This is a genomic window from Microlunatus speluncae, assembly GCF_009299835.1.
Taxonomy (GTDB): domain Bacteria; phylum Actinomycetota; class Actinomycetes; order Propionibacteriales; family Propionibacteriaceae; genus Microlunatus; species Microlunatus speluncae.
In genome coordinates, this window is sequence record NZ_VKCZ01000007.1 from 178465 (window position 1) to 199928 (window position 21464).

General features: G+C 68.2%; 20 protein-coding genes. 5 read left to right on the forward strand and 15 right to left on the reverse strand.

The annotated features are described in order from the left end of the window. Positions 1-250: 250 nt before the first annotated feature. The 5 genes from FNH24_RS10485 to FNH24_RS10505 all read right to left on the reverse strand — a co-directional run bounded on the left by FNH24_RS10485 (position 251) and on the right by FNH24_RS10505 (position 5774). Positions 251-1156, reverse strand: coding sequence for a DUF559 domain-containing protein (locus FNH24_RS10485; RefSeq protein WP_152362123.1), 906 nt, complete (start codon positions 1154-1156; stop codon positions 251-253). A gap of 362 nt (positions 1157-1518) precedes the next feature. After that, the gene (locus FNH24_RS10490; RefSeq protein WP_152362124.1) at positions 1519-2604 is read right to left on the reverse strand and encodes an ABC transporter ATP-binding protein; all 1086 of its coding nucleotides are present in this window, start codon (positions 2602-2604) and stop codon (positions 1519-1521) included. A gap of 13 nt (positions 2605-2617) precedes the next feature. Beyond that, on the reverse strand, positions 2618-3541 hold the full coding sequence (locus FNH24_RS10495; RefSeq protein ID WP_152362125.1) for a carbohydrate ABC transporter permease: 924 nt from the start codon (positions 3539-3541) through the stop codon (positions 2618-2620). Beyond that, positions 3538-4458 carry a carbohydrate ABC transporter permease gene (locus FNH24_RS10500; RefSeq protein WP_152362126.1) on the reverse strand — a complete coding sequence of 307 codons (921 nt, stop codon included), beginning with the start codon at positions 4456-4458 and terminating at the stop codon, positions 3538-3540. Before FNH24_RS10500 ends, FNH24_RS10495 begins: the two co-directional genes overlap by 4 nt. Beyond that, positions 4455-5774, reverse strand: coding sequence for an ABC transporter substrate-binding protein (locus FNH24_RS10505; protein ID WP_152362127.1), 1320 nt, complete (start codon positions 5772-5774; stop codon positions 4455-4457). Before FNH24_RS10505 ends, FNH24_RS10500 begins: the two co-directional genes overlap by 4 nt. A gap of 219 nt (positions 5775-5993) precedes the next feature. Here FNH24_RS10505 and FNH24_RS10510 point away from each other — a divergent pair, with 219 nt between their 5' ends. The 5 genes from FNH24_RS10510 to FNH24_RS10530 all read left to right on the forward strand — a co-directional run bounded on the left by FNH24_RS10510 (position 5994) and on the right by FNH24_RS10530 (position 10182). Next, a complete protein-coding gene (locus FNH24_RS10510; RefSeq protein WP_152362128.1) occupies positions 5994-7334 on the forward strand; it encodes a hypothetical protein in 1341 nt (446 codons plus the stop codon). Between the two features lie 174 nt (positions 7335-7508). Continuing rightward, positions 7509-8120, forward strand: coding sequence for an ECF RNA polymerase sigma factor SigK (sigK, locus tag FNH24_RS10515; RefSeq protein WP_152362129.1), 612 nt, complete (start codon positions 7509-7511; stop codon positions 8118-8120). Beyond that, entirely contained in the window at positions 8117-8917 is an 801-nt protein-coding gene (locus FNH24_RS10520; RefSeq protein WP_161606081.1) for an anti-sigma factor, read from the forward strand. Before sigK ends, FNH24_RS10520 begins: the two co-directional genes overlap by 4 nt. Beyond that, positions 8803-9519 (forward strand): SRPBCC family protein, encoded by a 717-nt coding sequence (locus tag FNH24_RS31935; RefSeq protein ID WP_217428145.1) that lies wholly within the window; start codon positions 8803-8805, stop codon positions 9517-9519. The genes FNH24_RS10520 and FNH24_RS31935 overlap by 115 nt, the downstream gene beginning before the upstream one ends. Positions 9520-9579: 60 nt before the next feature. Next, entirely contained in the window at positions 9580-10182 is a 603-nt protein-coding gene (locus tag FNH24_RS10530; protein WP_152362131.1) for a GNAT family N-acetyltransferase, read from the forward strand. Here the strand turns inward: FNH24_RS10530 and FNH24_RS10535 are convergent, their stop codons facing one another. The 10 genes from FNH24_RS10535 to nuoH form a co-directional block, all read right to left on the reverse strand. Further along, complete coding sequence (locus FNH24_RS10535; protein WP_152362132.1) at positions 10183-10725, reverse strand: DEAD/DEAH box helicase family protein; 543 nt, start codon at positions 10723-10725, stop codon at positions 10183-10185. Positions 10726-10856: 131 nt separating this feature from the next. Then, positions 10857-11756: an endonuclease domain-containing protein gene (locus FNH24_RS10540; RefSeq protein WP_152362133.1), complete on the reverse strand. Its 900-nt coding sequence runs from the start codon at positions 11754-11756 to the stop codon at positions 10857-10859. Positions 11757-12081: 325 nt separating this feature from the next. Then, the gene (locus FNH24_RS10545; protein WP_152362134.1) at positions 12082-13065 is read right to left on the reverse strand and encodes a polyprenyl synthetase family protein; all 984 of its coding nucleotides are present in this window, start codon (positions 13063-13065) and stop codon (positions 12082-12084) included. Positions 13066-13099: 34 nt separating this feature from the next. Continuing rightward, entirely contained in the window at positions 13100-14686 is a 1587-nt protein-coding gene (nuoN, locus tag FNH24_RS10550) for an NADH-quinone oxidoreductase subunit NuoN (protein ID WP_170304490.1), read from the reverse strand. Beyond that, on the reverse strand, positions 14683-16245 hold the full coding sequence (locus FNH24_RS10555; protein ID WP_152362281.1) for an NADH-quinone oxidoreductase subunit M: 1563 nt from the start codon (positions 16243-16245) through the stop codon (positions 14683-14685). Before FNH24_RS10555 ends, nuoN begins: the two co-directional genes overlap by 4 nt. A 9-nt stretch (positions 16246-16254) precedes the next feature. Continuing rightward, positions 16255-18174: an NADH-quinone oxidoreductase subunit L gene (nuoL, locus tag FNH24_RS10560; RefSeq protein ID WP_152362135.1), complete on the reverse strand. Its 1920-nt coding sequence runs from the start codon at positions 18172-18174 to the stop codon at positions 16255-16257. A 19-nt stretch (positions 18175-18193) separates the two neighbouring features. After that, positions 18194-18493, reverse strand: a complete 300-nt coding sequence (gene nuoK / locus FNH24_RS10565; protein WP_152362136.1) for an NADH-quinone oxidoreductase subunit NuoK — start codon at positions 18491-18493, stop codon at positions 18194-18196. A 2-nt stretch (positions 18494-18495) separates the two neighbouring features. Further along, complete coding sequence (locus tag FNH24_RS10570) at positions 18496-19434, reverse strand: NADH-quinone oxidoreductase subunit J (RefSeq protein WP_152362137.1); 939 nt, start codon at positions 19432-19434, stop codon at positions 18496-18498. Beyond that, a complete protein-coding gene (gene nuoI / locus FNH24_RS10575; RefSeq protein WP_152362138.1) occupies positions 19431-20090 on the reverse strand; it encodes an NADH-quinone oxidoreductase subunit NuoI in 660 nt (219 codons plus the stop codon). Before nuoI ends, FNH24_RS10570 begins: the two co-directional genes overlap by 4 nt. Next, positions 20090-21463, reverse strand: a complete 1374-nt coding sequence (nuoH, locus tag FNH24_RS10580; RefSeq protein WP_152362139.1) for an NADH-quinone oxidoreductase subunit NuoH — start codon at positions 21461-21463, stop codon at positions 20090-20092. Before nuoH ends, nuoI begins: the two co-directional genes overlap by 1 nt. Position 21464 lies beyond the last annotated feature (1 nt).

The following is a 21464-nucleotide window of genomic DNA, read 5'->3' on the forward strand; positions in this document are numbered from 1 at the left end:
TGCCACACTGCGCCGGTTCTCCGGGTTTCGGCCTGACGGCCGGGAAAGAGGCATCAAGGACGGGCGGGGCTCGCGGTCGGTGGGGCTCGCGGTCGGTGGGGATCGCCGCCGGGTGCCGGTCGGAGTGAGGGTTGGTCGGGCCGGGTCTGTGCGCCAGGGCTGACCCAGCGGCGCGACCACCCGGACCGCGAATGTGGCCGCCGAGAGTGAACTTATCCACTCGGATCGAGCCGATCGGGGGTGGAAAAGGTCACTCTCGATGGTCGGATGGCTCGAACAGGGCGCTCCAGTCGGGTGTGAAGGTCGGCGCCGGGCCCTGGTAGCCGCGCTCGATGAGGAGAGCATGCACGGTCCCGGCGATCTCGCGCGGCTGGACCATCCGGCCATTGGTGACCCGGATGACCGTGTAGCCCGCTTTGACTGCGGCCTCGTGGCGGGCGATGTCGCGGCTCCACTGCAACGGATCGGTTCGATGATGATCACCGTCGTATTCGATGACGATCATGAACTCGCCCAGCACCAGATCGAAGTGACCGATCGGTTCGGTGCGACTGCCGATCATCACATTGCAGGCCGGCTCCGGCAGCCCGGCCAGCACCAGCAGGAGTCGGAGCCGGGTCTCTCGCGGCGAGTCCACTCCTGCACGAGCCAGGGCGGCGGCCCGCCGGGCCGGCCGACACCCGCGCCCGGTGGCCTCGTCGGCGACCCCGCGCAGCTCGCGCTCGGTGATCTTGCCCAGCCGGATCAGCCGGTCCGCGGCGGCCACGGCTTCAACTAGATCAAGATCATCGCAGGCGGCGAGCCAGGCGGCCGATGGAACGGCGACGCGGCCGCGTGCCTCGGGTGGCCGGCTCCGCCGGGACAGTCGGACGCCCGCCAGCTTGGTCTGCCGAGTGCCCGCGGCCGCAACTCGGATCGGCAAGGCCGATCCGATCTCGGCCCCATGCAGCCAGAGCGCCGTGACACCGGTGATCACGGCGCCCTTCGGCAGGACCAGCAGGGCAGCCGCCGCTCGCTCGGTCAGCGTCGGGTCCTCCGGACCGAAGGCGTACACACCACGAATCAGCCGCCGGAACCGCCGGCCCTCGAGCTGACGCGCCGTCACGCCGAGGCGGCGAGCGCTCCGTACCGTGAGCAGTCTAGGAAGTTCCCCCATCCCCGCACCCTGCGCCCAAACCCGGATATCCGCCACCCGACCGCCCTCAACCTGTGGACAACTCCCATGGCAGGTCACCGAGGGGCGCCTTTCCCACCGCTTCGGCCGAGATTCAAGGTGGATAGGGTCACTCTCGGCGAGTGCATCGAACCCGTCGCCGAAACCCTGGTCGGCCGTGGTTCCCGCCGACCACTCCAACCCGCCCGTTCTTGGCGCATCTTTCCGGCCGACAGGCCGAAACCCCAGGGAGAGGCCCGCCTGGCTTGCCCTTCGACAAGCTCAGGGAACGAACCGAGCGACCGGCTCCCCCGTCCGAACAGGGATGCACCACCACGGTTCCAAGATCATCGGTGGATTCGGGCTCAGGGAGCGGTGAGGGTCTGGCCGTCGGCGGCCGGGTCGAAGAGGTGCAGGCGGTTGGGGGTGAGGGTGAGGTGGAGCGGGGTGTCGGGCTCGGCGCGGAAGGGGGCTTCGACCTTGGCCTTGATCAACTCGCCGCCGAGCTCCAGGGTGAGCAGCACCTCCGAGCCGAGCGGCTCGGCGATGAAGAGGCGGGCCGGGGCCGAATGATCAGAGGGCACGTCGGAGACCCGGACGTGTTCGGGTCGGACGCCGAGGACGGCTTCGCGGCCGACCGGATCGAGGGTCCCGTCCGGGACCGCTTGATCAACGGCGGAGTTGATGAAGCGACGCTCGTTGCCGACCGATCGCAGCTCGCCGGTGAGGAAGTTCATCGCCGGCGAGCCCATGAAGGAGGCAACGAACATGTTGGCCGGGTGCTCGTAGACCTCGGTCGGCGACGCGCACTGTTGCAGCACGCCGTCCTTCATCACGGCGATCCGGTCGGACATGGTCATCGCCTCGACCTGATCATGAGTGACGTAGATGAAGGTCCGGCTGAGGTCGGCGTGTAGTCGCTTCAACTCGGCCCGCATCCCGGCCCGGAGCTGGGCGTCCAGGTTGGAGAGCGGCTCGTCGAGCAGATACGCGCCGGCATCGCGGATGATCGCCCGGCCGAGCGCGACTCGTTGCCGTTGGCCGCCGGACAGGGCCTTCGGGCGTCGCTCCAGCAGGTTGGCGATGCCGAGCGATTCGGCCACCTCAGCCACCCGGCGATCGATCTCGGCCTTCGGCACCCGCATCATCTTCAGCGCGAAGCCGATGTTCTGGGCGACCGTCTTGTGCGGATAGAGGGCGTAGCTCTGGAACACCATCGCGACGTCGCGCCGATTGGCCGGCAGGTGGCCGACCGGCACGTCGTCGAAGCTGATGCTGCCACTGGTCGACTTCTCCAGCCCGCAGACCATCCGCAGCGTGGTGGTCTTGCCGCAGCCCGACGGCCCGACCAGGGTCAGGAACTCGCGGTCCCGGATGATCAGGTCCAGCCCCTCGACCGCGACGTTGCCGACGAACTCCTTGCGTAGTTGATCAAGCCTGACCTCGGCCATCGGCGTACCCCCTCTATCCCTTGACCGAGCCCGCGGCCAGCCCGCGGACGATGAGGCGCTGGAAGGCCATCACGATCACCAGCGGCGGGATCACCGCGAGCACTCCGGCGGCCGCCATCACCGTGTATTGCACGTTGATGTCGGTGGCGAAGTTCGCGACGATGATCGGCATCGTCTGGGTCTCGATCGTGCTGGTCAGGAACAGCGCGAACATGAACTCGTTCCAGGCGGACAGGAACGAGAAGATCGTCACGGTGACCAGACCCGGGGTGGCGATCGGCAGAAACACCTGCCGCATCATCTGCGGCCAGGTGCAGCGGTCGACCCTGGCCGCGTCCTCCAGCTCGCGCGGGATCGTGCGGAAGTAGTCCTTCAGGATCCAGATCGTGAACGGCAGCGCGAACGTGGTGTAGGACAAGATCAACGCAAGGTAGGTGTCCAGCAGGTGCAGCGCCCGCATCAGCAGATAGAACGGGACGATGATCGTCACGCCGGGCACCATCCGGGTGGCCAGATAGACCATCAGCAGCACTTTGCTGCCGCGGAACGGGATCCGGGCGAAGGTGTAGGCGGCCAGCACGCCGAGCAACAGGTTGCACAGGGCGGTCAGGGTCGCCACGATCGCACTGTTGGCCATCGCCCGGGGCAGGTTCTCCACCGCCCGGGACGCGAACTCGGCCCGGCTCGGGTCCAGGAAGCTGAGGTAGTTGTCCAGCGTCGGATGCTGCGGGATCCATTGCGGCGGTACGGATACCGCGTCGGCCTCGTGCATGAAGCTGGTCGCGACGATCCAGTAGAACGGCGCGATGAAGAACGCCGCGAAGCCGAGCGCCAGCAGATAGAGCATGATCTTCTTCCACGGGATCCGGTAGCGCAGCGGAATCCGTGGCGGGGCCGATGCCTCGACCCGGGCCGGGCGGGTGATCGTGGCGGTCATACCTCGAAGCTCCCCCGTTTGTGCAGGACGACGACATAGCCGACGGAGATCACCAGCGTGATCGCCATGATCACGTAGGCGTAGGCGCTGCCCAGCCCGACGTCGGTGTAGGTGAGCGCGGTCCGGACCGCCTGCAGCGCGATCACGTTGGTCGACTCCCCCGGCCCACCGCCGGTGAGCAGGAAGACGATGTCGAAGGCCCGGAACGCTCCCATCGTCTGCAGGATCAACACCATCAGCAGTGGGTGCAGCAGCCAGGGCAGCGTGACCTGGCCGAACCGCTGCAGCGCGCCGGCCCGGTCGACCCGGGCCGCGTCGTACATCTCGGACGGGATCGCGGTCAGCCCGGCCAGCAAGATCATCGCCGCGAACGGCAGCATGCCCCACACCTCGGCCGCGACGATCACGAAGAATGCCGAGGTCGGCGTGGCCAGGAACGCCTGGTATTCGTCGATCACGCCGAGCCCGACCAGCAGACCGTTCAGCGCCCCGACCTTGGCATCGAAGATCCACCGCCACATGAGCCCGCCGACCACGCCCGGGATCGCCCACGGCAGCAGGATCAGGCTGCGCAGCACGCCCCGGCCGACGAAGGTCTCGTTCAGCACCATGGCCAGGATCAGCGACAGCACGGTGGTGATCACCACCACGACGACGGTGAACAGGGTGGTGATGCTGATCGAGGTGAGGAAGGTCTGGTCGGTGATCAACGAGACGTAGTTGTCGATCCCGATGAACCCCCGCTTGCCGGGCTGCTTCAGGTTGTTCCGCTGCAGGCTGAGCCAGAACGAGTAGCCGATCGGGAAGCCGATGATCAACGCGATCACCAGCAGGGCCGGCGCGTTCAGCAGCCAGGCCCGGGCGGTGTCGCCGACCTCGGCCTTGGGCCGGTCGGTGCGGGTGGGGGTCGACGTCACGCGTACTTCTTCTCCAGCTCGCGCGTCTTGTCGGCCAGGCCCTTGACGACCGACTCCGGGTCCCCCTGCGAGGTGAGGATGCGCTGGATCCCCTTCTGCAGCTCGGTTTCGAACTCCGAATACCAGGGTTTGGCGACCGCGGTGCGTGACTTCGCGGTCGCCGACAGCTGGGCGTAGACCTCCGGATCACCCCACCGCTTCAGCTCGGCGACCACTTCCGGATCCTGGGCCAGCGCCGTGAAGGCGAAGCCGAGGCCGTAGTTGAGGAACCAGAACTTCGCCGTGTACGCCGCGCCCGAGGAGTCGAAGCCGCCGAGGTAGGTGAGCAGCTTGATCGCGTCGTCCTTGCGCTCGGTCTCGGCACTGAGCCCGTACATCCGGGTGGTCAGCACACTGCCCTGGCCCGGCCCGCCGAGCCCCGGGATCATGGCCATCTTCATCTTGCCGGCGATCTTGGACTTCTTCGGATCGTTGTAGACCCGGGCGCCGTAGCGGGAGGCGAAGGTGAAGGCGTACTGGCCGGAGGTGAGTGCCTCGTCGACCGGGGTCGGGCCCATCTGCACCGAGGCCGGGTCGATGATCTTGGATACCCGGACCGCGTCGTCCAGCCAGCTCAGCAGGCCCTTCGGCACCGGGTCGGTGGTGTCCATCACGGGCGCGAGTTGATCATCGAACATGACGCCGCCGCTGGCGTACAGCAGGGCCCAGAACCAGCCCCAGTACGAGTCGCTCAACTGGGCGGCGAAGCCGATCGAATACTTGAGGATGCCCTGCTCGCGCAGCTTGATCGCCTGGTCGGTCAGCTCCTCCAGCGTCTTCGGCGGACCGGAGAACCCGGCCTTCTCGAGCAGCTCAGCGTTGTAGAGCAGGGCGGCACAATCGGTGTAGTACGGCAGGCAGTAGCGCTTGCCGTTGTGCGTCATCGCGTCGGCGTTGCCGGGGAAGATCGCGTCGTACACCTCGTCGACGCCGGGCAGTCCGTCGATCGGCTGCAGGTAGCCGGCGTCGGCCCAGCCGGCCATCGAGTCGTCGTAGACGTAGAGCGCGTCCGGCTGGGCGCCGGCGGTGAACTGGGCCACCGACTTCTGCACATACTGCGAGCCGGTGATCGAGGTGAAGCCGACCTTGACCCCGGACTGCTCGGTGAACCGGGCCAGATTGCCCTCCACCGCTTGCGGCTCGTAATCCCAACCCTGGAAGGCAAGTGCACCACCAGGATTGCCGGCCGGGGCGCCGCAGGCAGACAGGGCCGCCGAGCCGAGGGTCAGTCCACTGAGTTGCAGCAACCGCCGCCGGCTGAATTCGTCGTTGATCATGAGCACCTCCCAAGCGTCACTCCGACGGTCCTCCCGCGACCGACCCGCGTCCAGACACCCCCGCCAACACCGCTAGACCACACACCGAGTTGTCAGAACTGAGTTGCGCTATGGCACAACACAGTTCTGACAACTCGGTGGGAGATTGGTCTAGTGGGAGTTGGGTTTGGTGGGTTCAGTTCTGTGGGCGGCTCGTAGCGTTGCGCTTCGGAGGTGGCCATGACCGATCTCGCCTACTACCTGACCTTCGGCCGGATGCCGACGCTCGGACTCGAGGCCTGGCAGTCGATCTATCGCAGCTACCGGGACGACGGAGTGAGCCGAGTGGTGCTCTGGACCGGCGGCGGCTTCCGCTCCCGGCGGCACCCGATCACCTGGCAGTACAACCGGGAGCATCGCAACATCGAGCGGGACTTTCTCGGCGACCTGATCGACTACGGGCACACGCTGGGGATCAAGACGTTGCTCGGCTTCGTGCCGTACGACTACGACGGGATCAACCAGTTCCCGATCGCCCAGCCGCGGCTGCGGGCGATCGGCGCGGACGGCAACTACCTGGAGTCGCAGGGCATCCACTGTTGGGGCTACGTGCTGAACCCGGCTCTGGACGAGTCGCGGCGGCTGGTGCTCGACTACGTGCGTGAGCTCTACGACGACTTCTATCCGCAGGCCGACGGGATCTTGATCGAATCCTCGGATCTCAAGCTGGGCAGCGGGATCGGCGACTACTTCAGTCTCGAGTACGACCTGGTCCGGGAGCTCTCCGAGGACTACTGGAAGTCTCACCCGGACGGCGAGTTGATCATCTATCCGCACTACTTCCGAGCCGACCGGGGCCAGTCGCATCCGTACGATCCGCGGTGGCAGTTCGTCTTCACCTCGCACAGCGCCGAGCTGGAGCCGACCATGATCAAGCAGGCGAGCTACAGCTACTACGCCGACTACTCGCTGATGGTCGGCGGGCCCGAGGACGTCCGGGAATCGTGCCGGCTGGTCCGCGACCGCGGCATCGCCAGCTACTTCCCACCGTTCGAGTTCTTCACCTACCGGCCGCCGCAGGCCGACATGCGCGAGCCGCACCTGATCGGCCGGCCGCTGCGCCCGTTCGGCTTCGAGCACCTGTCCCGGCATGACAATCCCTACCAGGATCCACTGGTCGCGGTGAACCGGCTCGCGGTCCGGGCGTTCCTGGCCGATCCGGACCTGCCGCTGGAGTCCTTCCAGGCCTCGCTCGGTCCGGACCTGCTCGGCCCGGCCGCGCGATCGCGCGATGTCGAGGACCTGCTCGCGCTGCACCGGCTGCACTTCCGGTCGAAGTCGTACTTCAGCGCCGGCCCGGCGGCCGATCCGCGGATGTTGCGGCACCGGCTCAGCCACGGCGAGATCGGACCGGATGACGTCGCCTGGATCTCCGAGCAACTCGCTGCGCTGCCGGGGCTGCAGAGCCGCCTCGCCGGCAGCCCCGCACCCGCCGCGGCCTCGCTCGCCGAGCGGGCCACCGACCTGCTGGCCGTTTGGACCCCGGCCGAGCTCCATTTCCTCCGCTCGCACCTGGAGTAGCAACGAGTCCGAGGCATCCGATCGCGTCGCGGCTCCGAAGAAGGGGTAAGAGCCCGTCGTGAGGAGTGCAGCCATGTCCCGTCACCGTGACCAGGTGCATACCCGCCGCTCCCCGACCGAGCCGGTGTATGGTCCGGAAACCGGCGCCGTGCCCGCCGGTGAAGAGGATCGGCGATGAACTCTGATCATGGTGAGCGACGGGCCCGGCTGACGCCGGTGCCGGATCCGCCACGGTCCGAGCCGGATCGCCTGGTCGAGCTGCTCGGGCGCACCGCCCGCGGGCACGAGGACGCGTTCGAGACGCTCTACGACCTGACGTCGACGCGGGTCTACGGGGTCGTGCTGCGGGTGCTGCGGTCCCCGGACCAGGCGGCGGAGGTCGCCCAGGAGGCGTACCTGGAGGCGTGGAAGCAGTCCGCCCGGTATCGCCCCGAGCTGGGTTCGGTGCTCGCCTGGTTGCTGACCATCGCCCATCGCCGCGCCGTCGACCGGGTCCGGTCGGTGACGAGTCAGACTGGTCGGGACGAACGGTACGGCCGGGAGCAGCAGCCGGAGGCGAGCGACGTGGTGTGGGACGACGTGTCCCGGCAGGTGGACGTGGAACGGGTGCGGCGGGCGATGCGATCATTGACCGAGGTTCAGCGGGAAGCCCTGTCGCTGGCCTATTTCGGCGGCTACACGCACCGCCAGGTGGCGCGGATGTTGAGCCTCCCGCTGGGCACCGCAAAGACCAGGATCCGGGACGGATTGATCGGGCTTCGAGACGCGTTGGGGGTGGAATCGTGAACGACATTCACGGCTATGTCGGCGCCTACGTGGCGCACGCGCTCGACGACGAGCTCCGGCTCGTGTTCGCCGAGCACCTGGAGGACTGCGAGTCGTGCCGGCAGGAGGTGCGCGAGTTCCGGGAGGCGCTGGCCGAGCTCAGCCTGCTCGAGGCGGCGCAGCCACCGGACTCGGTCCGGTCCGGGGTGATGGCCGGGATCTCGCGGACCCGGATCGAGCCGCCGGAGGATCCCGAGCGGCCGGACGCGCCGTCGGACTCGGTCCGGTCCGGGGTGCTCGCCGCGATCGCCGACGACCGGCCGACCGAGGTCGTACGGGAGCCGTCGACAACCGACCGACACCGGCTGTCGCGTACCTCCCGCTGGCTCACCCTGGCCGTCGCGGCCAGCCTGCTGATCGCTGTCGTGCTCGGCGGCTGGGCGGTGTTGCAGCAACGCCGGATCTCCGACCTGGAACGGGCGCAGCAGGCCGAGAGCGACCTGTTGCACGCACCCGATCTGAGGTCGTACCCGATCGATCTGTACGGCACACCCGGCACCTTCCTGGTCTCCCGGGCGCAGGACCGGGCCCTGTTCATGGCCGAGGTGCCACCGCCGCCGGCCGGTCGGGACTACCAGCTCTGGATCATGCGCGACGCCGGCGTGGTCCCCGGCCCGGTCTTCGACAGCGGCCACGTCAGGGAGTGGCTCAACGGCGTCGACGGCGCGAGCGGGTTCGCCGTCTCGGTCGAGGCCGACGGTGGTTCACGGACCGGGGCGCCGTCGTCGACTCCGACCCCGAGGTCCACCACGATCTGATCAACGGCGTCCGGCTCCGAGGCCGTCGGCTCGGCCTCGTCGCTACTGATCCCGGAAACGTACCCGATCGATGTCGATCCCCGGGTCGACTCTTCGTCGGTGGGGCAAACCGACCGAGATCGAGAGAAGGGCAGATCGATGAGCAACCCGAGCTACACCGACGGCTTCACCGTGACCGAGACCCCGGACCGCGTCTTCGCCGGCGTGACCGACGTCCGGACTGGTGGACCGAGACCATCGAGGGCGATTCCGGCCGGGAGGGCGACACCTTCGTCTTCCGGGATGAGGGCATCCGGTTCGCCCGGTTCCGGCTCACCGAGGTCATTCCGCAGCAGCGCGTCGTCTGGACCGTGGAGGACTCCGAACTCGTCTTCGTCGAAGATCGCGACGAATGGACCGGCACCCGGGTGATCTTCGACATCACCGCCGACGGCGACGCGACCACCCTGCACTTCACCCACGAGGGTCTGCTGCCGGCCGTCGAGTGTTACGACGCCTGCTCGGACGGCTGGAGCCGCTGCATGCGCAGTCTGGAGCAGCTGATCGTGACCGGCCGGAGCCAGACCGGGCCCAAGCGCGGCCTCGACGCCATCGTTCCCTGAGTCGCGGCGGGTCTGCCGGAATGCGCCCGGCTGTCGGCGCCAACCACCACACTGGCAGTCATGACCAGGTCCGAGCAGGCGCTGACGATCGTCCCGGCCAACGAGGCGAGCTGGGACGATCTGCAGGCGATCTTCGGCACCCGCGGCCCCGGCTCCCGTTGCTACTGCCAGCGTTTCAAGCTGGCCCACCGGGAGTCGTTCGGATCGATCCCGGCGGAGGACCGGGCGCGCCGGCTGCGGGAGCAGACCGACTGCGGCCATCCTGACGCCGAGGCGACCAGTGGGCTCGTCGCCTATCTGGGTGGCGAGCCGGCCGGTTGGTGCGCGGTCGAGCCGCGGCCGCTCTACGTCGGACTGGTCCGCGTCTTCCGGGTGCCCTGGGAGGGACGGACCGAGGACAAGACCGACGAAACCGTCTGGGCCGTGACCTGCTTCCTGGTCCGGGCCGGCTTCCGCAAGCGCGGCGTCGGCCGGGCGTTGGCGGCCGCCGCGGTCGACTTCGCCCGCGACCGCGGCGCCCGGGCCCTCGAGGGTTACCCGATCATCGGCAACGTGATGTCCGACGAACTGCACGTCGGCACCGAACGCATGTACGCCGACGCCGGCTTCACCGTCGTCACCCGCCCCGGTGTCCGCCGCCTGGTGATGCGCATCGACTTCTGATCATGAAACCCCGGCGATCGGGTAGCCTTCCGCAGCGCAGCTGCTGATCACGTCCTCCGCGACCTGATCAATCGGTCGTTCCGCGTCGATCATGATCGCTCCGCGCTGCTCGAGTGCGGCTTCGACCGTGTCCCGCCAGCCGAGCGACCACTCGGCCGTGTCGCCCTTCTTGCCGAAGACGTTGTTGCGCTCGGGCGCCGTGACCCGGGCTTTGAGGGTCGCGTCCCCGATGCACAGGACCAACAGCAACGCGAAGCGATCGAGGTGCGCTGTCATGTTGAAGGCCGTGCCGGCCAGCACGGTTGTGTGATCGGCGCTGTCGGCCACCGCGGCGGCCAGGCGGCTATCGATCCAGTTCCAGTGGTGCGTCGTCAACCAGCCGAGCCCGGGTGCCGGCGGCAGGTCGACTGTCACTCCGGCCTCGTCCTCGAATCGGGCGTAGCCGTAGTCCAGGTCGATCGACCGGAGATCACGATCGCGCAGCCACTGGGACACGGTCGACTTCCCGGCACCCGGACCCCCGGCCAGCAGGATGGCAGCCATCCGTCCACTATCCAGCGGCCATCGCCGTTCCCGCCACCGACTTTCCGGCCATCCGATCATCGAGAGTGACGATAGCGACGTCGGCGGTCGGGATTCGCGTCGTTATCGTCACACTCGATGCGCCCGAGCTCTCACGATCTATGGTCGGGATCGAAGAGGCGGTGCCACTCCGGGGTGAAGCGGGGCGATGGGCCTTGATAGCCACGTTCGCGGAGGCGAGCGTCGACGGTCTGGACGATCTCGCGCGGATGCATCATCCGGCCGTTGGTGATCCGGATGATCGCGTAGCCGGCGTTGACGGCCGCCTCGTGCCGGGCGATGTCGCGGGCCCACTGCCACCGGTCGGTGCGATGGTGATCGCCGTCGTACTCGATGATGATCATGAACTCGCCGAGTACGAGATCGAAGTGCCCGATCGGCTCCGTCCGGTTGCCGATCATCGGGTTGCAGGCCGGTTCCGGCAGCCCGGCCAGGACCAGCATCAGCCGCAGCGTGGACTCCTTCGGTGAGTCGACACCGGTCCGGGCCAGGGCCGCGGCACGCTGGGCCAGCCGACGGCCCCGGCCGCCGGTCGCCTGGGCCGCGGCTCCGAGTTCGGCCAGCTCACATCGACCCAACCGCATCAGCCAGTCCGCGGCCGCCACCGCCTGGACCAGGTCGAGCTCGGAGCAGGACCCGACCCAGGCCTGCACTGGGCTCACCATCCGGCTCCGGGTCTGCGGCACCCGGCCGACCCGACTGAGCCGGATCCCGCGGCGCCGGGACTGCCCGGTCGTCGCGGTCGCGGCCCGGATCGGCTCCGGCGAACCGAGCTCGACTCCGTAGAGCCAGAGCGCCGTGACGCCGGTGATCACCGCGTCCGCGGGCAGCACGAGTAACGCGGCGGCGGCGCGCTCGGTGAGGCTCGGTTCGGCCGGTCCCGCGGCGTACACCCCACGGGTCAGCCGCCGGAACCGCGGTCCGCGCAACTGTCGGATCGTCAATCCGTACCGGCGGGCACTGCGCACCGTGAGCAGTCTCGGAAGTTCCACGTCCGCATCCTCAGCCGCCACTCCCCCGAACGCCACCCGGGACCCCCATTTCTGTGGACAACCCGGGCTCCGATTCACCGAGTGGGACCCTAGCGACGCGAAATCGGCGAACCTATGTCGCTATCGTCACACTCGGCGATCCGCACCTCCGCGAAAAGGGAACTCGGCCCATCGACAGGGCAAGGGAGCGTAGACAGGGCCGGGGAGCGTCGACGAAGCAGAGCCGACTACCCACCCTGAAGCCTCATCGACCCGTCACATCCGCGTCGACACGCCGCCAAAACGGCCGCGGATGTGACGGGTCGGCGGAGGTTTGGGGCGGGGGTCAGGCGGTGCGGGTGACTACGGTGTCGCAGAGTTCGGTGAGGGCGGATCTGGCGGGGCCGGGCGGGAGGGGTTCGAGGAGGGCGCGGGCGGCTTCGGCGCGTTTGCCGACCTGTGCGCGGGCCTCGTCGATCACCGGGTGCCGGCGCAGCTCGGCCAGCACCTCGGCGAGGACGGCGTCGTCGCGGAGATCGCCGTCGAGCCGCTCCCGCAGGGCGCGGTCCGCGGGGGCGTCATGATCGCGGAGCAGCAGGGTGGGCAGGGTGGGGATGCCGGCACGGAGGTCGGTGCCTGGGGTCTTGCCGGTGTCGTCGCTGGTGATGTCGATGATGTCGTCGCTGAGCTGGAAGACCATCCCGATCTCCTCGCCGAACCGGGCCAGCCGCTGCTGGATGTCCGGATCGGCGTCGGCGACCATCGCGCCGAACAGGGCCGAGGTGGCGATCAGGGCGCCGGTCTTGCCGGCCAGCACATCCAGGTAGTGCTGCAGCGGGTCCTCGCCGTCGGTCGGGCCGACGGTCTCGGCGATCTGCCCCTGCACCAGCCGGGCGAAGGTCTGGGCCTGGACCCGGACGTAGTCGGGCCCGAGCTGGGCGACCAGGTCGGAGGCGCGGGCGAAGAGATAGTCACCGACCAGGATGGCGACGGTGTTGCCCCACCGGTCGTTGGCGCTGGGCGAGCCGCGGCGCAGCACCGCCTCGTCCATCACGTCGTCGTGGTAGAGGCTGGCGACGTGGGTCAGTTCGACCACCGTCGCGGCCCTGACCACCGCCTCCGGATCCTGCCGCGGTCCCAGCGAGGCGGCGAGCACGACCAGCAGCGGCCGGAACCGCTTGCCGCCGGCGGCGATCACATGCTGGGCCGCCTCGGTGACCAGCGCCGTGTCCGCCTCGGCGGCGCGCAGCAGCGCGGTCTCGATCTCGGCCAGCCGCTCCTCGACCGTGGCGTCAAAGACCGTACTGCCGGCGTTCGGCTCTGCAGTCACGGTCCTCCCTCAGACGGATCAGCGGCGGCGCGGGCTATCCGGCGCGCAGGAACTCTCCGGCGGACTGGGCGATGTCCAGCACCGGTCCGGGGAAAATTCCCAACGCAACAGTAGCGACCACGCCGACACCGACCGCGACCAGTGTGGTCCAGCCCGGCCGGATCACGTTCGGCGCGCCCTCGCCCGACTCGGCGAAGAACATCAGCACGATCACCCGGACGTAGAAGAACGCGGCGACCACGCTGAGCACGACGGCGGCGACGACCAGCCAGTGCGCGCCGCCGGACCACGCCGCGGCGAACACGGTCCACTTGCCGATGAAGCCGCCGGTCAGCGGGATGCCGGCGAAGCTGAGCAGGAAGATCGAGAACACGATCGCGGTCAACGGGGATCGCTTGCCCAGGCCGGCCCAGCTGGCCAGCCCGGTCGACTCGCCACCGGCGTTGCGGACCATCGTGACGATCGCGAACGCGCCGATCGTCGCCGCGCCATAGGCCACCAGGTAGAACATGATCGACGAGACGCTGGACAGCCCGCCGCCGGCGCCGGTGGTGCCCTGGAAGGCCCCGACGAACGCCGTCATCAGGAACCCGGCGTGGGCGATCGAGGAGTACGCCAGCATCCGCTTGATGTCGGTCTGGGCGATGGCCAGCACCGCGCCGACCGCCATCGTGAGGACGGCGATGATCGTCATCAGCGGCTGCCAGTCCCACCGGTCGGCGCCGAGCGCCACGTAGAACACCCGGAGCAGGGCGCCGATCGCGGCGATCTTGGTGCAGACGGCCATGAAGCCGGTGACCGGGGTCGGAGCGCCGACGTAGACGTCGGGAGTCCAGGAGTGGAACGGCACCGCGCCGAACTTGAACAGCAGACCGACGCCGAGCAGCCCCATCCCGGCCAGCAACAGGCCGGTGCCCTGCTGGCTGGTCCGCAGCGCCGCGTCGATCGCGGACAGCTCGAACGAGCCGGAGTAGCCGTACAGCAGCGCCACGCCGTAGATGAAGAACGCCGAGGACAGCGCGCCGAGCAGGAAGTACTTCAGCGCCGACTCCTGGCTGAGCAGCCGGCGCCGCCGGGCCAGGCCACAGAGCAGGTAGAGCGGCAGCGACAGGATCTCCAGCGCGATGAACATGGTGATCAGGTCGTTCGAGGCCGGGAACAGCATCATCCCGGTCAGCGCGAACAGGGCCAGCGGGAAGACCTCGGTGTGCTCCACCTTGGCCTCGATCGCCTCCCGCTCGGCCACCGTGCCGGGCACCGTCGCCGCCTGGGCGGCGAACACGCTGGCGCCGTTCTCGATCTTGCGCTCGGCGAAGGTCAGGAACGAGACCGCGCCGAAGATCAACAGGATGGCCCAGATGAAGTAGACCGGGCCGTCGACCACGACCGAGGTGCCGGCGGTGATGCCGGCCCCGATCCCGGAGACATTGAGTACGGTCACCACCAGCGCCGCGATGATCACGGCGAAGCTGACGATCAGCTGGGCCGGCAGCCGCAGTGCGCGCGGCACCAGCGCTTCGACCAGCACGCCGAGACAGCCGCCGACGAAGATCAGCAGCAGCGGCATGACCAACCCGTAGTCGATCACCGGCGGGGTGATCTCCAACACCGGAACGATCATCGTTCTCCCTCCGCGCTGATCATGGGTTGCGGATCAGTCACTCCGGTCTGGCTCATGGTGGCCGTGACGGCCGGCTCGATCACGTCCAGCAGCGGCTTCGGGAAAAACCCGATCGCCAGGATCAGCAGCACCACCGGTGCCAACGCCAGCCGCTCGCGCAGCCCGACGTCGGACATGGTGGCCTCGACGTCGGCCGAGATCGGCCCGGTCATCGTCCGCTGGTACGTGAGCAGCATGTAGACCGCCGCCAGCACGATGCCGGACGTCGCGATGATCGCGAACACCGGGTGCCGGCCGAAGGTCCCGGCCAGCACCATGAACTCGGACACGAAGCTGGACAGGCCGGGCAGCGACACGGTGGCCAGTGCGCCGAACAGGAACAGCCCGCCCATCACCGGCGCCACCTTCTGCACCCCGCCGAAGTCGGCGATCAGGGCCGACCCGCGGCGCTTGATCAGATAGCCGGCGACCAGGAACAGTGCCGCCGTGCTCAGCCCGTGGTTCAGCATGTAGAGCGTCGAGCCCACCATGCTCTGGGTGGTGAAGGCGAAGATGCCGAGCACGATGAAGCCGAAGTGGCTGATCGAGGTGTAGGAGATGAAGCGCATCAGGTTCTTCGACGCCACCGCCATGATCGCGCCGTAGATGATCGAGATCACCGCCAGCACCAGGATCACCGGGGTCGCCCAGCGGCTGGCGTCGGGGAACAGCTCGAGGCAGAACCTGATCATGCCGAAGGTGCCGAGCTTGTCCATCACGCCGACCATCATGGTTGCGCCGCCGGGCGTCGACTCCTCCGCGGCGTCCGGCAGCCAGGTGTGGAACGGCACCAGCGGGGCCTTGATCGCGAAGGCGAACATGAAGCCGCAGAACAGCAGCCGCTGGGTGTTCTCGTCGATCGGCAGGTTGCGCAGGTCGGACAACAGGTAGCTCGGATCGCCCTGCTGGGAGGACACCACCCAGAGTCCGATCACCGCGGCCAGCATGACGAAGCCGCCGAGCAGGCCGTAGATCAGGAACTTGGTCGCCGCCTGCGCCCGGCGGGCGCCGCCGAAACCGCCGATCAGGAAGTACATCGGGATCAGGATGATCTCGAAGAAGATGTAGAAGAGGAAGACGTCGGTCGCGGTGAACAGCAGCAGCGCGACGCCCTCGACCACGAGCACCAGGGCGAAGAACACCCGGGCGTCGTACTTCGGCGCGACCCGGGTCGTGCCGGCGATCGGCTCAGAGGTTGAGGAGTCGACCGGGTCGGCGTCGTTCCAGGCGGCGATGATCACCACCGGCGTGACGACGGCGACCAGCAGCACCAGGGTCAGCCCGATGCCGTCCAGGCCGAGGGCGTAGTTGACGCCCAGGGCCTCGATCCACGGCACCTGCTCGATGAACTGCATCCCGCCGGCCGGGTTGAAGCGGACCGCGACCACGATCCCGATGATCAAGGTCAGCACCGAGACCGCGACCGCGACCTGCTTGGCCGCGGTGCCCTTGATGAAGATCAGCGCCGCGGCGCCGAGCAGCGGCAGCACCGCCAGTGTGGTCAACCAGGGAAATTCCATCATCGCCTCTCAGCCCAGCCGACCCAGCACGAGCACGATGCCGACGATGGCCGCGCCGGCGGTCATGGTCAGCGCGTACGTCCGGACGAATCCGTTCTGCAGCAGCCGGAGCCGGGCTCCGAAGCCGCCGATCATCCCGGCCACTCCGTGCACCACTCCGTCGACGCCGCCACGATCGGTGGCCGCGACCCCGTCGGTCAGGGTCTGGCCCGGCCGCATGAAGACCGCCTCGTTGAAGGCGTCGCCGTAGAGATCGTTCCGGCCGGCCAGGGTGAGCGGCGACCGCGAGGCCGGCGCCACCTTCGGGATGTCCTTTCGCGGGCCGAAGACCAGGAAGGCGATCACCACGCCGACCGCGACCACACCGATGGTGATCAGGCCGATCGGCGAGAAGTGCAGCAGGCTCGGATGATGATCACCGTGCGAGACGCCGACCGCCGGATCCAGCCAGCCGTTGATCCAGTTGTTCAGCACCAGGCCGCCGACGACCGAGCCGGCGCCGAGCAGGATCAGCGGGATGGTCATCACCAGCGGTGACTCGTGCGGATGCACGCCCTTCTCCCAGCGCTTCTTGCCCAGGAACGTCATCAGCATCAGCCGGGTCATGTAGAAGGCCGTCACCCCGGCGCCGACCATGGCGAGCACCCCGACCACGGTGTTGTGCTCGAAGGCCGCCTCGATGATGTGGTCCTTGGAATAGAAGCCGGACAGGAACGGGAAGCCGATGATCGCCAGGTAGCCGGCGGCGAAGGTGACGAAGGTGATCGGCATCGCCCGGCCCAGGGCCCCATAGCGGCGCATGTTCACGTCGTCGTTCATCCCGTGCATCACCGAGCCGGCGCCGAGGAACATGTTGGCCTTGAAGAAGCCGTGGGTGATCAGGTGGAAGATCGCGAACGCGTAGCCGGCCGGGCCGATGCCCGCCGCCAGCATCATGTAGCCGATCTGCGACATGGTCGAGCCGGCCAGCGCCTTCTTGATGTCGTCCTTGGCGCAGCCGATCCAGGCGCCGGCCAGCAGGGTGACCGTGCCGACGATCACGACCGCGGTGCTGGCCGCCTCGGACAGCTCGAAGATCGCGTGCGACCGGACCACCAGATAGACGCCGGCGGTGACCATGGTCGCGGCGTGGATCAGCGCCGACACCGGGGTCGGGCCCTCCATCGCGTCCAGCAACCAGGACTGCAGCGGCACCTGGGCCGACTTGCCGCAGGCGCCGAGCAGCAGCAGGCAGCCCAGCGCGGTGGCGACCCACGGGGTGACGCCGGCGATCCCGGCGTTGACATCGACGAAGGCCGAGGAGCCGAAGGCGAAGAGCATCAGCATGATCCCGATCGCCATGCCGAGATCACCGACGCGGTTGACGATGAAGGCCTTCTTGGCCGCGACCGCCGCGCTCGTCTTGTGCTGCCAGAAGCCGATCAAGAGGTACGAGGCGAGGCCCACGCCCTCCCAGCCGACGAACAGCACCAGGTAGTTGTCGGCCAGCACCAGCAGCAGCATCGCGGCCACGAACAGGTTGAGGAAGGCGAAGAACCGCCGCCGCCGCTCGTCGTGGGCCATGTAGCCGATGGAGTAGATGTGGATCAGGCTGCCGACCCCGGTGATCAACAACGTGAACAGGATCGACAGCTGGTCGATCTGCAGGCCGACGCCGATGTCCCAGTTGCCGGTGCCGATCCAGTCCCACAGGGGCAGGCCGACGGACCGCTGGGCCTCTTCCCGGCCGAGCAACTGGACGAACAGGGTCAGGCCGAGAGCGAAGGAGGCGATCGGCGCCAGGGTGCCGAGGAAGTGGCCCCAGCGATCACCGAGCCGGCCGACCAGCAGCAGGATCGCGGCGCTGACCAGCGGCATGGCGATCAGCAGCCAGGCATAGCCGAACAGCCCGTCCGCCGGCACCGGCGTAGGCACTTCGAGCAAGATCATGTTGGGGTCCACTATCTCGTCAGAACTTCAACAGGTTCGCGTCGTCGACCGAGGCCGAGCGTCGGGTACGGAAGATGGTGACGATGATCGCCAGCCCGACCACCACCTCGGCCGCGGCCACCACCATCACGAAGAACGCGGCGAGCTGGCCGTCCAGGTTGCCGTACAGCCGGGAGAAGGTGACCAATGCCAGGTTGGTCGCGTTCAACATCAGCTCGACACACATGAAGGCGACGATCGCGTTCCGGCGCACCATGAAGCCGACCGCGCCGATCGTGAACAGCAGCGCCGACAGGATGATGTAGTAGTTCGGATCCATGACTACTTCTCCTCCTCACCGGTCGAGTTATCGTTCGCTGAGCCCGTCGAAGGGCCGCCCTCCGTGGTCTGCCCCTCGACAAGCTCCGGGCGCGCTGTGGTCTCCGGGGTCGGCGGCGGCCGGTAGATCGACAGCTTGTCGCCGGCAACCGACTTCAGCGACTCCTCGATCGGCCGGGTCAGGTCGCGGGCATCGAGCACCGTACCGCGTGCCTTGAGCGTCTGCGACACCGACTTCTCCGACACGGTGCCGTCCGGCAACAGGGCCGGCACGTGCACCCCGTTGTGCCGGGCGAAAACGCCCGGGGTGGGCAGGGCGCCGGGGTGCTCGCCGGTCTCGGCATAGCGGCGCATCCGCTCGCCGGACAGGTCGCGCTGCGACTTCTTCTCCTTCAGCCGCTCCCGGTGCGCCAGCACCATCGCGCCGACCGCGGCGGTGATCAACAGCGCCGCGGTCGCCTCGAAGGCGAAGACGTAGTCGTTGAAGATCAACGCGGCCAGCCCCTGGGCGTTGCCGCCGAAGCCGCCCTCGCCGAGCCCCGCGTTGGCCTGCGTCAGGCCGAGCGGGTTGCCGACGATGGCGTTGCCGACGGCGCCGATCAGCAGGACGGCGAAGCCGAGGCCGGCGATCCCGGCCAGCACCCGCTGGCCCTTGATCGTTTCGACCAGCGAGTCCGCCGCGTCGACGCCGACCAGCATCAGCACGAACAGGAACAGCATCAGGATGGCGCCGGTGTAGACGATGATCTGCACCGCGAACAGGAACGGGGCCTCCAACGCCGCGTACTGGATCGCCAGCGAGATCATCACCACGGCCAGGCAGAGCGCGGAGTGCACCGGGCGCTTGGCCAGCACCAGGCCCAGAGCGCCCAAGATCATGATCGGCGCCAGCAGCCAGAAGGCCACCTCGGCCCCAGTCACCATCGGAATGAGGCTGATCATCGGTTCGCCTCCTGCTGCTGCGCGGCAGCGCGTTCTTCCTCGAGCTTGGCGGCCTGCTTGGCTTCCTTCTTCTTCTGCTTCCAGCCCTTGATGCCCTGGTTGATCGGCTTCGGCTCGACCCCGCTGATGTCGCCGGCCCGATCGTCGGGTCGGCCGGTCGCCGGCAGGCCGAGGAAGTACTGCTGCTCGTCGTCGCCGAGGCGGCGCGGATGCGGCGGCTGCTCCATCCCGGGCAGCAGCGGCGCCAGCAGCTCCTGCTTCTCGTAGATCAACGCCTTGCGGTTGTCGTCGGCCAGTTCGAACTCGTTGGTCATCGTCAGCGCCCGGGTCGGGCAGGCCTCGATGCAGAGCCCACAGAGGATGCAACGCAGGTAGTTGATCTGGTAGACCCGGCCGTACCGCTCACCCGGGGAGAAGCGCTCCTCCTCGGTGTTCGACGCACCCTCGACGTAGATCGCGTCCGCCGGGCAGGCCCAGGCGCACAGCTCGCAGCCGACACACTTCTCCAGCCCGTCCGGCCAGCGGTTCAGCTGGTGCCGGCCGTGGAAGCGCGGGGCGGTGATCCGCGGCGCCAGCGGATACTCCTCGGTGAACGTCTTGCGGAACATCGTCTTGAACGTGACGCCGAAGCCCGCGATCGGATCCAGCACACCCATCAGGAATCAGCCCTCTCTGCGGACTCGCCCGCGGCGCTGTTGGACACCGTGGCCGACCGTCTCGGTTGGTGGTCCTCGTCGGGGGTGACCACGCCGGACAGCTCGGGCAGTTGTTGCCCGCCCATCGGCGGCACCGGATAGCCACCGGCGAACGCGTCGAACGGTTCGACCGCCACGTCCTCGTCCTCCTCCGGCTTCCGGTCGCCGACGAACAGGACCACGAGCAGCGCGATCAAGATCACCGCGGCGGCGATCCAGAACAACTGCGGCGGGAACCAGCCCTCGTTGGTGCCGAGCCGGAACGCCGAGACCAGCACGATCCAGGCCAGCGAGATCGGGATCAGGAACTTCCAGCCGAAGTGCATGAACTGGTCGTAGCGCAGTCGCGGCAGGGTGCCCCGCAGCCAGACGAACAGGAACAGGCAGGCGACGACCTTGAGCAGGAACCAGAGCAGGCCCCACCAGCCCACGTCCAGCCCCGGGATCAGGTTGAACGGGAGCGGCGCGTGATAGCCGCCGAGGAACAGCGTGGTGGCCAGCGCGGAGACCGTGATCATGTTCATGTACTCGGCCATGAAGAACATGGCGTAGCGCATCGAGGAGTATTCGGTGGCGAAACCGGCGACCAGCTCACCCTCGGCCTCGGGCAGGTCGAACGGGGCCCGGTTGGTCTCGCCGACCATCGAGATCAGGTAGATCACGAACGACGGGATCAGCACCACCGCATACCAGGTCGGCATCGGGATCTCGGTGTTGAACAGGATCGCGGTCCGCGGCACCGCCTGTGCCTCGACGATCTCCGAGGTGGACATCGAGCCGGAGTAGAGGAACACCGCGACCAGGGCCAGGCCCATCGCGACCTCGTAGCTGATCACCTGGGCGCTGGAGCGCAGTCCGCCCAGCAGCGGGTACGTCGAGCCGGAGGACCAACCGGCCAGCACGATGCCGTACACGCCGACCGCGGCCACGGCGACGATGAACAGCACCGAGACCGGGAAGTCGGCCACCTGCAGCGGCGTGACGATGTCGGTGAACGGCACCTGCACCGGACCGGCCATCGGGATCACCGCGAAGGCGGTGATCGCCGGGATGGCGATCACGAACGGCGCCAGCATGAAGACCAGCTTGTCCGCCGCCTTGGGCGTCAGGTCTTCCTTGAACATCAGCTTCATGCCGTCGGCCAGGGACTGCAGGCTGCCGAACGGGCCGTTCATGGTCGGACCGTGCCGGTGCTGCATCCGGCCGACGACCTTGCGCTCGTAGACGATCGTGAACAGCGTCATCACCAGCAGCACCACGAACGCGAAGACGGCCTTGAGCAGCACCACCCACCAGGGGGCGGTGCCGAAGATCGTGAGATCGAGCGGATTCATG

What these genes read in the sequence shown, in the direction of transcription:
- FNH24_RS10485 (WP_152362123.1), bottom strand. Translation starts at nt 1,156, where the DNA reads ATGGGGGAACTTCCTAGACTGCTCACGGTACGGAGCGCTCGCCGCCTC.
- FNH24_RS10490 (WP_152362124.1), bottom strand. Translation starts at nt 2,604, where the DNA reads ATGGCCGAGGTCAGGCTTGATCAACTACGCAAGGAGTTCGTCGGCAAC.
- FNH24_RS10495 (WP_152362125.1), bottom strand. Translation starts at nt 3,541, where the DNA reads ATGACCGCCACGATCACCCGCCCGGCCCGGGTCGAGGCATCGGCCCCG.
- FNH24_RS10505 (WP_152362127.1), bottom strand. Translation starts at nt 5,774, where the DNA reads ATGATCAACGACGAATTCAGCCGGCGGCGGTTGCTGCAACTCAGTGGA.
- FNH24_RS10510 (WP_152362128.1), top strand. Translation starts at nt 5,994, where the DNA reads ATGACCGATCTCGCCTACTACCTGACCTTCGGCCGGATGCCGACGCTC.
- sigK (WP_152362129.1), top strand. Translation starts at nt 7,509, where the DNA reads ATGAACTCTGATCATGGTGAGCGACGGGCCCGGCTGACGCCGGTGCCG.
- FNH24_RS10530 (WP_152362131.1), top strand. Translation starts at nt 9,580, where the DNA reads ATGACCAGGTCCGAGCAGGCGCTGACGATCGTCCCGGCCAACGAGGCG.
- FNH24_RS10535 (WP_152362132.1), bottom strand. Translation starts at nt 10,725, where the DNA reads ATGGCTGCCATCCTGCTGGCCGGGGGTCCGGGTGCCGGGAAGTCGACC.
- nuoN (WP_170304490.1), bottom strand. Translation starts at nt 14,686, where the DNA reads ATGATCGTTCCGGTGTTGGAGATCACCCCGCCGGTGATCGACTACGGG.
- FNH24_RS10555 (WP_152362281.1), bottom strand. Translation starts at nt 16,245, where the DNA reads ATGGAATTTCCCTGGTTGACCACACTGGCGGTGCTGCCGCTGCTCGGC.
- nuoL (WP_152362135.1), bottom strand. Translation starts at nt 18,174, where the DNA reads ATGATCTTGCTCGAAGTGCCTACGCCGGTGCCGGCGGACGGGCTGTTC.
- nuoK (WP_152362136.1), bottom strand. Translation starts at nt 18,493, where the DNA reads ATGGATCCGAACTACTACATCATCCTGTCGGCGCTGCTGTTCACGATC.
- FNH24_RS10570 (WP_152362137.1), bottom strand. Translation starts at nt 19,434, where the DNA reads ATGATCAGCCTCATTCCGATGGTGACTGGGGCCGAGGTGGCCTTCTGG.
- nuoI (WP_152362138.1), bottom strand. Translation starts at nt 20,090, where the DNA reads ATGGGTGTGCTGGATCCGATCGCGGGCTTCGGCGTCACGTTCAAGACG.
- nuoH (WP_152362139.1), bottom strand. Translation starts at nt 21,463, where the DNA reads ATGAATCCGCTCGATCTCACGATCTTCGGCACCGCCCCCTGGTGGGTG.